13 protein-coding genes are annotated in these 13,560 nt (G+C 37.2%); 5 read left to right on the forward strand and 8 right to left on the reverse strand.

The window, feature by feature from the left end; genetic code table 11:
- Positions 1 to 16: 16 nt before the first annotated feature.
- From ACFSQJ_RS19495 to ACFSQJ_RS19525, 7 genes are all read right to left on the reverse strand, one after another.
- Positions 17 to 670, reverse strand: a complete 654-nt coding sequence (locus ACFSQJ_RS19495) for a hypothetical protein (protein ID WP_377768592.1) — start codon at positions 668 to 670, stop codon at positions 17 to 19.
- 129 nt (positions 671 to 799) lie between these two features.
- Entirely contained in the window at positions 800 to 1,309 is a 510-nt protein-coding gene (locus ACFSQJ_RS19500; protein ID WP_377768593.1) for a hypothetical protein, read from the reverse strand.
- Positions 1,310 to 1,503: 194 nt separating this feature from the next.
- Complete coding sequence (locus ACFSQJ_RS19505) at positions 1,504 to 2,481, reverse strand: SPFH domain-containing protein (RefSeq protein ID WP_377768594.1); 978 nt, start codon at positions 2,479 to 2,481, stop codon at positions 1,504 to 1,506.
- Positions 2,482 to 2,514: 33 nt separating this feature from the next.
- On the reverse strand, positions 2,515 to 3,081 hold the full coding sequence (locus ACFSQJ_RS19510; RefSeq protein ID WP_377768595.1) for a DUF6620 family protein: 567 nt from the start codon (positions 3,079 to 3,081) through the stop codon (positions 2,515 to 2,517).
- Between the two features lie 9 nt (positions 3,082 to 3,090).
- On the reverse strand, positions 3,091 to 3,867 hold the full coding sequence (locus tag ACFSQJ_RS19515; RefSeq protein ID WP_377768596.1) for a hypothetical protein: 777 nt from the start codon (positions 3,865 to 3,867) through the stop codon (positions 3,091 to 3,093).
- A 2-nt stretch (positions 3,868 to 3,869) separates the two neighbouring features.
- Entirely contained in the window at positions 3,870 to 4,079 is a 210-nt protein-coding gene (locus ACFSQJ_RS19520; RefSeq protein WP_377768597.1) for a hypothetical protein, read from the reverse strand.
- A 295-nt stretch (positions 4,080 to 4,374) separates the two neighbouring features.
- The gene (locus ACFSQJ_RS19525; protein ID WP_377768598.1) at positions 4,375 to 5,199 is read right to left on the reverse strand and encodes a hypothetical protein; all 825 of its coding nucleotides are present in this window, start codon (positions 5,197 to 5,199) and stop codon (positions 4,375 to 4,377) included.
- Positions 5,200 to 5,324: 125 nt separating this feature from the next.
- Here ACFSQJ_RS19525 and gcvP point away from each other — a divergent pair, with 125 nt between their 5' ends.
- The 5 genes from gcvP to ACFSQJ_RS19550 all read left to right on the forward strand — a co-directional run bounded on the left by gcvP (position 5,325) and on the right by ACFSQJ_RS19550 (position 11,721).
- The gene (gcvP, locus tag ACFSQJ_RS19530) at positions 5,325 to 8,174 is read left to right on the forward strand and encodes an aminomethyl-transferring glycine dehydrogenase (protein WP_377768599.1); all 2,850 of its coding nucleotides are present in this window, start codon (positions 5,325 to 5,327) and stop codon (positions 8,172 to 8,174) included.
- A gap of 187 nt (positions 8,175 to 8,361) precedes the next feature.
- Entirely contained in the window at positions 8,362 to 9,420 is a 1,059-nt protein-coding gene (locus ACFSQJ_RS19535; RefSeq protein WP_377768600.1) for a 3-oxoacyl-ACP synthase III family protein, read from the forward strand.
- Positions 9,421 to 9,942, forward strand: a complete 522-nt coding sequence (locus tag ACFSQJ_RS19540) for a methyltransferase (protein WP_377768601.1) — start codon at positions 9,421 to 9,423, stop codon at positions 9,940 to 9,942.
- A gap of 181 nt (positions 9,943 to 10,123) precedes the next feature.
- Entirely contained in the window at positions 10,124 to 10,969 is an 846-nt protein-coding gene (locus tag ACFSQJ_RS19545; protein WP_377768602.1) for a glycosyltransferase, read from the forward strand.
- 62 nt (positions 10,970 to 11,031) lie between these two features.
- Positions 11,032 to 11,721 (forward strand): leucine-rich repeat domain-containing protein, encoded by a 690-nt coding sequence (locus ACFSQJ_RS19550; protein ID WP_377768603.1) that lies wholly within the window; start codon positions 11,032 to 11,034, stop codon positions 11,719 to 11,721.
- A 160-nt stretch (positions 11,722 to 11,881) separates the two neighbouring features.
- Here the strand turns inward: ACFSQJ_RS19550 and pafA are convergent, their stop codons facing one another.
- Positions 11,882 to 13,549, reverse strand: coding sequence for an alkaline phosphatase PafA (gene pafA, locus ACFSQJ_RS19555; protein ID WP_377768604.1), 1,668 nt, complete (start codon positions 13,547 to 13,549; stop codon positions 11,882 to 11,884).
- Positions 13,550 to 13,560: the final 11 nt, after the last annotated feature.

Here is a 13,560-nt window from a genome sequence, read left to right on the forward strand (position 1 = left end):
AGTTACAACAAAAGCATTACAACGATATTTGCTCTATTGCCGCCTCAAGCTCTGCAATCCCTTTGTTATCTTCTGCTCTCAAGAGCATAGTTAACCCAAAACCGTTCATCAAAGTCAAGTAATAATGTTCTTTATATTTTGTTTTATTGTCTAATCTAACACCTGTTAATTTGTAAAATGTAGTACCTCCAACACGTTCTTTTTGGTATTCATCAGAATCTAAAGTAACTGTTGAATTTGCATTAGACTCTTTAATAGTCTGGTCAATATAATCTTCCAAAGTATTAATTACATTCCCTTCTACTGCATTTAGATTTTCTGCAAACAGAAAAATTGTTGGATTATCTTTTTGCCCCAACGCAATGTCTTTTTTATTGAGCATAAACAGATATGAATTTTTTACTTCACCATGCGGGATTGCCATACGCTCCTTTATCTTGTAAACGCGTTGGGCAAATGACGTAAAATCTGGTTTGTTGGTCTTAGTCCATTGTTCAGCAAAATTATCATCATAGTGCCAATCTTTTGGAATTTCCCATTCCATTCCAAAAAACTTATTGATATAAACACCTTCTTGTACCAATCCCCAATCAAAATTATCACGAACTTCATTACAACTAACACCTATAAAAAAGATTGCCAACGATAAGATTACTTTAAAATTTTTCATATTTACTTTTTAAATTTTGGTTGAAATTAAAATTTAGATTATTGCAGAAAATCACTGAAAACCATGAAATTTCGACTACTTTCTACGGAGAATTCTTCATATTAACTAATCTTCATTAAAAATTAGCCTTTAGGGCACCTCAATAAAATATTTTTCTTCTAAAGCCTCTTCTTGCCAAAAACCTTTTTCAAAAACCCAGTATGGGCGGTCTTGATATAGTGAACGATAATCTCCCCAAGAATATTGAAAGAAGTACTCTTCTTGTTTGTCTACAATAAAAACACTGCCGAAAAGATAGGCAGAGGTAGTTCCACTAACTCGACCAGTATGCAATTCTACCTTCTCAACTGTAATTGAAGTACCCACAGGGATTTCTGCTATAATTTTCAATTCAGAATTCATTCCGAAACCAGTGCCATCTTCGAGATGATAATTGTAGTCTTCATAAACCGTAGGAGTTGGGTATTTGAGAATCTGTGTTTTTACTTTGGTGGTGATTTTTTGTTTAGTAATTTCCTCAAAAGGTGCTTCATTGGAGACATCTCTCTTTTTGGTCCTAAAAACCAAATAAAATGACGTAATCACAATGCCAACCGTAAGAACAAAGGCAATACTACAACCAACTACAATTTTCTTCATTTCTATCTTAAGCCAGGCCCACCAATAGTGGATTTCACAAACTTGTCAAACTCTTTTCTAAAAAGCGTTTTATCAATTTTATCCCTAAGTGATGAACATTCATTTATCTGTTTTACCACTCATAGTTTAAACCTATTTGACCCACAATGCTATGGGCAACTAAAATTGATATTTTGGCTACTTTCTTCATGGTCTTACATTTGATCTAAAAGCTGCTGTTTTTTGGCTTGAAATTCTTCTTCCGAAATCAAGTCATCCTCAAAAAGCTCTTTTAATTCTTTTAATTTTGAACGGACATCTATTTTTTCAGGTGGTTTTTGCTGTTGCCCCATTGTGTTGCCCATATTCATTCCTGCGAACATACCCATAGTAGCGCCAGCTGCTCCTTCATTTTTAGCTGCATCTCGCATCGCCTTTAATTTCTGAAGTTCTGCAAAATCTACCCCAGCAATGTTAGCCGCTTTAACATCTGCTTGCACATTGCTTATTTCGCCAATTCGTTGGTTGGTTTCTTTATCAAAAGAAGTTCCCTCTATTCTAAAGTCCAATAATTTAAATCCAAGGTCTTCAAAAATTTGAACCGATTTTAATTGCGCTTCTTTTGCGATCAACTCTATATTAGAATCTATTTCTGCAAATGAGAATTTTGCGTTTGCCAAGTAGTTCGATATCGGTTGAGTAATTCTGGAAAGAAAAATCTCTTGCAGCTCATCAACAAAATAATCTAATTTACCGGACAAAACGTTTACAAAAAAGCTTTTAGGCTCGGTGATTCTTATAGAATAATTACCAAAACCCCTTAAATTTACCGGAAAGCCATAAACTGGATCATTATAGGTTATCGGTATGCGCGTGCCCCAACGAATATTCAACATGTCGGACCTACGGTAAAACCATATTCCCGTCTTATGCTCGCTTTCAAAAGCGTTCATAAACTTTTTAATGGTTGTCCAAAAAGGTTTGTTGCTCGTTTTTAAATCATGTATGCCTTCTTCTTCAAACACACCTTCAACCTTACCTTCATAAGTGAAAATACAGCCCTGGCCGGGTTGTAAAATTATTTTTGACGCATTCTTCAACTCGTCTCCCCTATCTGTAAATTTGTAGAAAAGCTGAAAATCTCTTGGGTTCTCCCATTGGATTACCGAACGCATTTGATTTTTTAAATTCATACTTGTTAATTTAGAAGGATGGATTTCTTTTTCTTAAAAATCGATATCATCCGCTAGGTCCACGGCATCGTTTTTATAGTGTTCTTTCCAGTGTTTATCCCATTTATCGATTGCGCCAGAAACTTCTTTATAACGTTCCATATATTCAGGGCTGGTATGATGAAAATCAGAATTAGCGTAGCTACTATAATGCATACTCAACTGGCTCCAATCATGAAGGTTTAAACCATACTCTTCTAATACCGTAACCGCATCAATACCATGTTCAGAGGCAACGGACTGGTGACTAAAAATCTTTTGGTAGGTATCAAAATCCGGTGCTTTTTGTAAAAGACTATCTATTGATGAACCCGCATCTTGAGACACACCTGCAAACTTTCCAACTTTAGGATTGGTAAAAAATCCACTATAGACCGTCGCCATATTCATATCTTGAGCCATAATATCCCCCAATTTGCCGGCCCATTCGTCATTGGTCTTTTGCCATACCGGTAACTCTAACCCTAAAATTTCGCAGACTTCTTCTGCACTCATGCCTTGTGCTATATTACCACAGGCAGCTCCCCAATCTTCAAAAGTTACTCCATTAATTGCTTCCATATTTTAAATCTATTTTGTTTGTATTTCTTTATAATTTTCAAATTCTTGTCGTTTTCTCTCCATATCTTGCTCAAGTCTATCAGCCGCATCGGCATTAAGGTTTATCCGCTCTTTAAAAAAACTCTCCCAATAGGCAAAATAGGCGTCTTCATAAGTTGACCAATAGGCCTCCGGTGCTTTTCCTCTATACTCTTGAATCGCATTTACTGCTCTCTGCATTTTTTCAAAGCCTTTATTCATTCTCATAGCTGCAATATTGTCTACGATACCCCACCCTATCTTAACGAATTTAGTTTCGGGTTCAATTGTGTTCACGGCATTGCAGTAAGTACACGTAATGTATTGCGCCCTAAAAATATTCTTCTGAATCTCTATATCTGCATCACATTGAGCGCATTGCGCCTTCTTGTCGGCTATCTGAATTGCGTGATCGTAAAATAATTGCGATAATTCACCTTCCAATTTTCGCTGAAACTTTTCTAACGCGTCAATAAGTTTATGCCTAAGATCATAAGCCTTATCACTTTCATCGCTCGCAAAATCTCCAACAGCCTCCATTGCGGGACCGACTTTGGCATCCCAGGTTTCATCTATCTTTTCAATGAGACTATACATTTGGGCTTTCATACCGCCCCATGAACGCATTACCGTTTGATATTCATAATCGGTTTCTACCAATTGCTCTTTACAGGCTTCTTCGGCATATCTAAGCGAATCGTTAAAACGTTCCTCTATTTTAAATAAGAATCCATCCCACCTTTTTACGAGTTCTTCTTGTGTTGCCATAATTAAGAATCTGCATTAAAACTGCTTACATTTTCCATAAAGCTGGTTTTACAATAATCGCATTTGACCAAGTTTGTATTTTTCGGTCTTGGAGCCCCACAAGTGGAACAGCTTTTTGAGGCAGCACCTGTTTCAGTGCGCTGCCCTTGGCTGTGCATCTGACTTTTAGATTCTTCTGCGTTCTTAGTGATTTTTTTAAACGGGTTGGACATTTATACGGTTCTAATTGAAATGCAAATTACATTGCGTGAAAACTTTACACATCCCTGTATTCGGGGTTTATACAAAATATACTAACGGGCAAATTATCAAACTTGTGTTTTAATGCTGTAGTAAAATCAAAAAAAGAGGTAACACTCCACCAAGTGGTACTTCATTAACGAACCTTATCGAAGAATTTAATACAAGTATTTGTTCAAATCAAAATACTTAAAGAGACATTTTTTGATGAAGAGTGAAAAACACTTAATGAAATCGTTTTGTGTTTCAGCAAGTTCTAACTAAAAATCAGAATAGTTTTTCTGTAAAAACTAATATCCCTAAATAAAGCAAAGGAATCCCTTCTACCCAAAAAGAAGAAAAGTAGTTGGTTTGTTCTTTTGTTGTTTTTTTTAGTACGACCAAGAGTACTAGTGAAAGTAACAAGTCGATAACTATAATTTTAATACTGATACTGTCCTTAAAAAACAGTAGAACGGCATAGAATACGGTTAGTACATATCCTACAGTTTTGGTTTTTTCTACGCCTATTCGTTGAGGCATGGTTTTTAATTCTGGCTTGTCAAATTTTAAATCCCTTATCTCAAAAGGTAAGAGCAAAATCAAGACTAAAAGAAAACGCTGCAGCAATAAAATGCCTATATCCCAAGTAACTTTTATATCATTATCGACTAAGGGGAGTACTACGGTACAGCCCATCCAGACCAAAGCGACCAAAAAAGTCTTAAGACCAGCTAAACTTCTTAGGTTTTTTGCTTTAGGTAATAATGGAATGGCATAAAGAACCGAAACCCCTAGTAGCGTCATTATCGCAAACCAAAGGTTATAACCCAATTGTAGAAAAAAATATGCCGAAAAAGCAAAAGCAAGAAAGCTAAACCCTTGGATTAGTTTATGGTATGGATTTGAAACAATCAGATACTTTTCGGCCTCCACCCCATACTTTATAAAGTTGTAGCACACAATAGTACCAAAAAACAGAAAACTTGCAAGCTGCCAATTTGTTGAAGTTTCAATGATTTGCAGGGTAGAAAAATATAAAGTGACAACAGCCAAAGCCACATGTATACTAGCATCTAAATAAAAGTCGAAAGCTTGTCTTAAAAAGCGCATTAAACAAAATTAGACAAACTAACATTAAGGTTCATTTCCGGTTAAAAACTTTGCTTTCTTGAAGAATGTAAATAGCTATTTTGATAGAATTAATACCTAATTTTGTGGACTTTATTTGATAAAAGATGAATACAGACGCATTTGCTTTACGCCACATTGGTGTTCAAGAGAAAGATTTAAAAAAAATGTTCGAAATCGTTGGAGTCAATGATTTAGACGAACTTATAAATGAGACCATTCCTGAGGATATTAGACTCAAAGAACAACTAAATCTTCCTGAGGCGGTAAGCGAGCATGAGTTTTTGACGCTGCTTCAAAATTTATCGAATAAGAACAAGGTATTTAAATCATACATCGGTCTAGGTTACCATGAAAGTTTGACCCCTTCGGTGATTAAAAGAAACATTCTTGAAAACCCGGGATGGTATACAGCCTACACACCATACCAAGCTGAAATTGCACAAGGAAGACTGGAAGCTTTACTCAACTACCAAACAATGGTATGTGATCTTACAGGCATGGAACTGGCCAATGCATCTTTATTGGACGAAAGTACGGCAGCCGCTGAAGCAATGACCATGCTTTTTGATGTTCGCACAAGACAGCAGAAAAAAGAGGGTGTTTTAAAATTCTTTGTTTCAGAGGAAATATTGCCACAAACGCTCAGTCTATTGGAAACCCGTTCTACTCCGCTGGGAATTCAGCTCGTTATCGGAAATCATGAGAATTTTAAATTTGAAAAAGATTTTTATGGAGCTATTTTACAATATCCTGGCAAACACGGCCAAGTCCATGATTACAGTGACTTTGTAAAAAAAGCACAAGAAAATGAAATTAAAGTTGCTGTAGCAGCGGATATCTTGAGTTTGGTATTGTTGACACCACCGGGAGAATGGGGTGTTGATGTGGTAGTAGGTACTACACAGCGTTTTGGTATTCCATTAGGCTATGGTGGCCCACATGCTGCATTTTTTGCCACGAAAGAGGCCTATAAACGTAATATACCAGGACGTATTATTGGAATGACCAAAGATACAGACGGCAACCCTGCCCTAAGAATGGCACTACAAACCCGTGAACAGCATATTAAAAGAGATAAAGCAACTTCAAATATTTGTACCGCTCAGGTTCTTCTTGCGGTAATGGCAGGAATGTACGCTGTCTATCATGGCCCAGAAGGATTAAAATATATCGCAAATAAGGTACATACAAACACCAAAAAAGTAGCTCAAAAACTTGTTGATTTAGGTTTTGAGCAATTGAATTCCAACTATTTTGATACTTTAGAAGTTAAAGTAGGTACAGTTCATTCACTTCGTACTATCTCAGAATCAAAGGGAATAAACTTTAACTATATCGATGATGAGACAATTTCTATCTCATTGAACGAAGCGTTTTCCGACAAGGACATCAAGCCATTAATTTCATGTTTTAGTGATTCACAACGCCTAGATGAAGATAATGACAACGAAACCTATAAAAATGTTATTCCCGAAGGTTTAAAACGTACCTCGTCTTTTCTACAACAACCTGTCTTTAATGCCTATCACTCTGAAACTGAGTTGATGCGCTATATCAAAAAACTAGAACGCAAAGATTTAGCGTTGAACCATTCCATGATTTCATTGGGCAGCTGTACAATGAAATTGAATGCAGCTTCTGAAATGTTACCGCTAAGCTGGGCAAATTGGGGAAATATTCATCCGTTTGTACCATTAAACCAAGCTGAGGGTTATCAATTGGTGCTAAAGGAACTTGAAGAGCAGCTTAATGTAATTACAGGTTTCGCAGCCACTTCATTACAGCCGAATTCTGGTGCACAAGGAGAATATGCAGGGTTAATGACCATTCGCGCTTATCATGAGTCGCGAGATGAGGCACATCGTAATATTTGTATTATTCCTGCTTCGGCGCATGGTACAAATCCAGCATCGGCTGTAATGGCAGGTATGCAGGTAGTCGTTACGAAAACAGATGAAAGAGGTAATATAGATGTGATAGATTTAGAAGAAAAGGTAATCGAGCACTCCAAAAACCTAGCGGCATTAATGGTTACATACCCCTCTACCCATGGTGTTTTTGAATCTTCTATCAAATACATTACCCAATTGATACATGACCATGGCGGTCAGGTTTACATGGATGGCGCGAATATGAACGCACAGGTTGGTTTGACTAATCCAGGAATGATCGGAGCAGACGTTTGCCATTTGAACCTACACAAAACCTTTGCTATCCCCCATGGAGGAGGTGGTCCAGGGGTCGGTCCTATTTGCGTTGCCGAGCAATTAAAGCCATTTTTGCCTTCAAATCCTTTAGTAACAACTGGCGGAGATAAAGCGATTACCGCCATATCAGGAGCTCCTTGGGGTAGTGCACTTGCCTGTCTCATTTCATATGGCTATATTAAGATGCTTGGTGCCGCAGGAGTTACCGACGCTACGAAAATTGCCATCCTTAATGCTAATTACATCAAAGAACGCTTAAATGGCAAGTTTGACGTGCTTTACACAGGCGAAAAAGGACGCGCTGCACACGAGATGATTATCGACTGCAGACCTTTTAAAGAAAATGGTATCGAGGTTACCGATATTGCCAAACGTTTAATGGATTATGGCTTTCATGCACCAACGGTTTCCTTCCCGGTTGCAGGTACAATTATGATAGAACCCACCGAAAGTGAAGGTTTGGCAGAATTAGATCGTTTTTGCGAAGCAATGCTATCTATTCGACAAGAAATTGATGAGGCAATACTAGAAAATCCAAACAATGTTTTAAAAAATGCGCCACATACCTTAGAAATGGTGACATCTGATAATTGGGATTTCCCGTATAGTCGTCAAAAAGCGGCATATCCGTTAGATTTTGTTAGTGAAAATAAGTTTTGGCCAACTGTTAGACGTACAGATGAAGCTTTTGGGGATCGTAATTTGATCTGTACTTGTACCCCAATAGAAGCGTACGCAGAAGTCTAGTCAAAGTGCTGTTTTAAAGTATTTTAGCCTGTTCTATTGAAAAAAGAACGGGCTTTTTTCTTATCACTTTTTACCAAAACTTTTGTTGAGTATCGTATGAAATATTATGCATGCATAACAACTCCTGTTTCTTTTTAACTACCTTGTGCAGTACACTAATATTAGCATACGCTTATACTAACCATATATGAAAATAGGAATAACGGGCACTGGTAGTTATCTACCGGAAATTGTCACTAAAAACGATGACTTTTTAAACCATCGGTTTTTAGGTCGGGATGGTAGTGAGTTTGAACATCCAAATGCTACCATTATAGAAAAATTTCAAGCGATAACCGGTATTGCAGAAAGGCGTTATGCCAAACCGGAATTAAAGACCTCAGACCTTGGTTTTCTTGCTGCTGAAAAGGCAATTGAAGATGCCGGAATCGATAAAGAAGAACTTGATTATATTATTTTCGCCCATAACTTCGGCGATGTTACCCATGGCAAAATACAAGGTGACACCCTACCTTCTTTGGCCACTCGTGTAAAACACTTATTAAAGATTAAAAACACCTCCTGCGTTGCCTATGACATGCTTTTTGGTTGCCCTGGCTGGATCGAAGGCGTCATACAGGCAAAAGCCTTTATAAGAAGTGGCATGGCAAAAAAATGTTTGGTCATTGGTGGTGAAACCCTATCTCGAGTAATAGACCCACATGACCGTGACAGTATGATATACTCCGATGGCGCTGGCGCCTGTATTTTAGAAGGTGATAGCAGCTCAGGAGAAATTTTAACCCATGCATCCCAGACCCACGCAAATGGTGAAGCCTACTATCTTTATTTTGACCGCACTTATGATCAAGAGGGTTGTGAAGATACCCGGTATATAAAAATGGATGGTAGAAAAATATATGAATTTGCTTGCACACACGTGCCTCAAGCAATGGCCGACTGTTTGAACAAGAGTGACGTAAGTATCGATGAAGTGAAAAAGATATTTATTCACCAGGCCAATGAAAAAATGGATCAGGCTATAATAAAAAGGTTTTACCGCTTATATGGTAAAGAAACACCCACAGAAGTGATGCCGATGATCATTCAAGAAATGGGTAATAATTCTGTCGCTACCGTGCCTATTTTGTTCGATAGAATTCGTAAAGGTAAAGTAGAAAATCATGGAGTAGAGAAAGGAGATCTTGTTATATTTGCAAGTGTTGGCGCTGGTATGAATATCAATGCCATTGTTTACAGATATTAAATGTACGAAGGCAAATACCCGCATAAGCGATACAGAATTACACTAGATTTCTTAAAAAAACACGTAAGCACAGATGAGTCTATCTTAGATTTGGGTGTTGAAAATCCTTTTTCAGAGATTATGAAAAAGGAGGGTTTTCAAGTAGAAAATACCCAAGGTGAAGATTTAGACCTTAGTTTTGATGAAGTAAGAAATTCAAATGCAAAAGTGGTCACCGCTTTTGAAATCTTCGAACATCTCGTTGCCCCCTTTAATGTGCTTAGAGAAATCAAAGCGGACAAGATAGTTGTAAGCATACCCATGCGATTATGGTTTTCATCCGCATATAGAAGCAAGACCGACCCATGGGACCGACATTACCATGAGTTTGAAGATTGGCAATTCGATTGGTTGCTAGAAAAGGCGGGGTGGAAAATTATAGATACGGTAAAGTGGACCAATCCAACTAAAAAAATTGGGTTTCGTCCTATTCTGAGGTACTTCACAAACAGGTACTACATGGTTTACGCCGAAAGAAGCTAAACTAGTCATTTCGAAATGAGTAAAACGATTGAGAAATCTATGTGAATAGGTTTAGATTTCTCACGTTTGTTCGAAATGACTCAAGTATTTTTTTGGTATTTGTAGTTTCTTTTGTCATTCCTGCGGAAGCAGGAATCTATTTGTAACTTTGAATTCCGCTTTAAACACGGAATAACAGAACATGAAGATTTCTATTATCATCCCTGCCCATAACGAAGCGAAATTTCTAAAAGCCTGTTTAACTTCCTTTGTTGAGCAGACCGAAAAACCCAATGAACTTATACTGGTAGATGACAACTCATCAGATACCACGTTTGAAATAGCGTCATCATTTGCTCAAAAACATTCATGGATTAAAGTATTGCAGCGTAATAGTAGTGATAGCCACATTCCCGGTAAAAAGGTGATAGATGCGTTCTATTTCGGATTTCAGCATGTTTCTGAATATGATTTAATAGCAAAATTTGATGCCGATATTATATTGCCGAAAAATTACTTTGAACTGATGAAGCGTCATTTTCAGAGCAACTGGAAGCTTGGTATGTGCGCCGGGCTTTTGCATATTGAAAAGAATGGTAAATGGGTTTATGAGAATATTGCCGATAAGCATCACATCCGCGGCCCCATAAAACTGTACCATAAAGCTTGTTTCAACAAAATAGGTGGTTTACGACCGGAAACGGGCTGGGATACCGTAGATGTTTTATTGGCAAAATATCACGATTTTGAGACATTTACAGATGAGTCTTTAGTGGTAAAACATTTGCGCCCAACTGGTCATGGCTACAGCGTTAAAAATTACAAAGCGAAGGGCCAAGCGCTGTATAAAATGCGTTATGGTATTGTTCTGGCTAAAATAGCACTATTAAAAATGGCACTTCAAGCAAGGAATCCAAAACTATATCTTCAAGGTATTTTGAGCTTTTTAGGAGCTTGGCTGAAAGGCAAAAAGCCACTTGTAAGCAAAGCTGAAGGAAAATTTATTAGACATCTTCGTTGGAAAGGTGTATGGAGAAAATTATTTTAATTTTAAGCCTTTAATAGCTATATGATTATTGATTATATATAGTTGTCGCACACAATTTAAAAATGCAAATTTCAAAAAATAGACTTTACGGATTAAGCTTTGTTGATGTCCAAAACGATAACGATTTACCATTGGCGGTAAAAATGGTAAAAAGAAATGAAGTTGATGGGATTGCATTAAGCTTTATTAAAAACTGGCCTGAAAATGATGTTGATATAATTTCTGAATGCCCCAACATCAAGTTTCTTTTCATACATTATGCTCCATTTAATTTTTCAGTGGTTAATCAGCTGAAAAACTTAGTCCAACTCGGAATTGATAATGATGACCGGGATGAAATTATCTTTTCAAATAAGCCCGAACTTAGAAGTGTATTTGTTAATTGGCGACCAAAGCGGAAATCGCTTTTTAAATGTACACAATTGGAAGATTTATGGATTGGAAAGTATACAGGTAAGAATCTATCACTTTTTAAAAATTTTTCTAATCTAAAAAGCTTAAGAATAAATACAGGTTCTATTACTAGTTTGGAAGGTATTGAAAATCTAACAAGCTTAGAAAACCTTTATTTGGCACAAACCACAAAATTAGAGGATATTTCAGCTATTCAAAGTCTTTCAAACCTCAAGTCTTTGACTATTCACAATTGCAAAAGATTAAAAAATATTGAATTGGTAAATAAACTGAGTAATCTGGAATATTTGAATATTATGGGTACAACTCCAAAAAACACTGTACAAAAAAACCTATAAACAATACGACTCTAGTCTTAGTCGTAGACCTTTCATATATTTATAGGTATGTCAAAATCCAAAAGATTTGCTCTGTGCATAACGGAAAGTAAACACTAGTTTGCTTCCGTCTGATTATAGCTAAAGCGTGATGTCAAATACATCTTTGCTCTTAAAACCTCTAATCCAAAACCTCAAGAATAGGCTTTCCGGTAGTTCCATTAGGGAAAGCAATCCCTAACATAGCGGCTACGGTTGGCGCAATATCTGGTATTTCCGTTCTATTGACCGTACTTCCCTTTTTTATTCCATTTCCATAAAACAACAAGGGCACATGGGTATCATAAATCATAGGAGATCCATGCGTAGAACCCATTCTGGGATAGGATATATGAGCTGGCTTAAGCACAAATAAGATATCTCCAGAACGTTTTTGGTGCCAACCATTCTGTAAAATATACGGAATACCTTTGGTATACTCATTTTGCCACATTTGGTAACCTGTGAAGGTTTTATCCATATCGTCATAACTCAATAATTCTTGTGCGATTTCTTCCTGCACCTCATCCAAATCTATATCTAGATTTGCAACTACCTTTGTATCTAGAAAAACTTGGTTGTTACTTATGTTCTTGATCAAATCCGTTGTGCCATACGTGTAGGTCAAAAACTCGTTTAATTTGGTTTTGGTTTCTTTCCAATCTAAATAACCTGCAGGTATTTTTTGGTCGCTCAAATAAGCAGGAACATTGATAGCTCCATGATCTGCAGTTAAGAACACGGTATATTTTCCGGCTCCTACTTTAGTGTCTAAAGCATTTAGAAGTCTTGCCAAATCCAAATCCAACCTTAAATAGGCATCTTGAACCTCTTTGGAATTTACCCCAAATTTATGACCGATATAATCGGTGCTAGAATAACTGATCGCTAAAAAATCTGTTATGTTATCTGTTCCCAAACTTTCTTTTTCCAAAGCTTCGAGAGCAAAATCCGTTGTGAGGCTATTTCCCCAAGGGGTATACTTAATAATTTCAAAATCTTTGGTCTTATCTAAAAGATTGGGGGTACTATGCGGAAAAGTCGGCGTAGTTTCTGTTTCGAACAAACCTTCATAATTATTGTTGTCAACACCACTTTCAACATAAAGGTTAATGTCCTTTATGGTTGTCCAAGCTTTTTTGTAGCTCTGTATTTTACCAGATGCATTAAAATCATCCACCCACTTTGGCAAGGTATTCATATAATACGAACTGGTAATCCACTTACCTACATCATCCCCTTCAAACCAATAGGCCGCATTCGCCGTATGCCCTCCAGGAAGTACCGCTCCCCTATCTTTTAAGGCAATTGCAATGGTTTTACCGCGCATCTGGGTATGCAATCGCAATTGGTCAGTAATTGTAGTTGTAAGCATGCGATGGGGTGACATTTTACCGGCATCAGAAGTAGTTCCTACAGAATTATAACTATCGTCCGATGCACAATATACGCTAGCATCTTTTTCTTTATCGTACCAATTATTACCAATAATACCATGTGAACTCGGGCTAGCACCCGTATATACCGATGTATGCCCTGGACCCGTGCTTGTCGGGGCATAGTTAAAATGATGATTTTTTGCATTAAATCCTTGTTCTGCCAAACGTCTGAATCCGTCTGATCCATAATGATTCCAAAATCGCGTTAAATAATCATAACGCATCTGATCTACGATGATGCCAACAACCAACTTAGATGCATCGGTAGTTTCAACGGGAGTAGTCTTTTTGTTTTTCTGTTTTCGTTGCGCATCAAGCTTTAAGCAGAAAATTAAAAGTAAAAAGGTGACGAAATAGGCATAATTTTTCATTGGTACCAGTT

It is taken from the genome of Croceitalea marina (assembly GCF_042684265.1).
GTDB lineage: Bacteria > Bacteroidota > Bacteroidia > Flavobacteriales > Flavobacteriaceae > Croceitalea > Croceitalea marina.

Coding starts and splice junctions, on each gene's coding strand:
- ACFSQJ_RS19495 (WP_377768592.1), bottom strand. CDS start 670: ATGAAAAATTTTAAAGTAATCTTATCGTTGGCAATCTTTTTTATAGGT.
- ACFSQJ_RS19500 (WP_377768593.1), bottom strand. CDS start 1,309: ATGAAGAAAATTGTAGTTGGTTGTAGTATTGCCTTTGTTCTTACGGTT.
- ACFSQJ_RS19505 (WP_377768594.1), bottom strand. CDS start 2,481: ATGAATTTAAAAAATCAAATGCGTTCGGTAATCCAATGGGAGAACCCA.
- ACFSQJ_RS19510 (WP_377768595.1), bottom strand. CDS start 3,081: ATGGAAGCAATTAATGGAGTAACTTTTGAAGATTGGGGAGCTGCCTGT.
- ACFSQJ_RS19515 (WP_377768596.1), bottom strand. CDS start 3,867: ATGGCAACACAAGAAGAACTCGTAAAAAGGTGGGATGGATTCTTATTT.
- ACFSQJ_RS19520 (WP_377768597.1), bottom strand. CDS start 4,079: ATGTCCAACCCGTTTAAAAAAATCACTAAGAACGCAGAAGAATCTAAA.
- ACFSQJ_RS19525 (WP_377768598.1), bottom strand. CDS start 5,199: ATGCGCTTTTTAAGACAAGCTTTCGACTTTTATTTAGATGCTAGTATA.
- gcvP (WP_377768599.1), top strand. CDS start 5,325: ATGAATACAGACGCATTTGCTTTACGCCACATTGGTGTTCAAGAGAAA.
- ACFSQJ_RS19535 (WP_377768600.1), top strand. CDS start 8,362: ATGAAAATAGGAATAACGGGCACTGGTAGTTATCTACCGGAAATTGTC.
- ACFSQJ_RS19540 (WP_377768601.1), top strand. CDS start 9,421: ATGTACGAAGGCAAATACCCGCATAAGCGATACAGAATTACACTAGAT.
- ACFSQJ_RS19545 (WP_377768602.1), top strand. CDS start 10,124: ATGAAGATTTCTATTATCATCCCTGCCCATAACGAAGCGAAATTTCTA.
- ACFSQJ_RS19550 (WP_377768603.1), top strand. CDS start 11,032: ATGCAAATTTCAAAAAATAGACTTTACGGATTAAGCTTTGTTGATGTC.
- pafA (WP_377768604.1), bottom strand. CDS start 13,549: ATGAAAAATTATGCCTATTTCGTCACCTTTTTACTTTTAATTTTCTGC.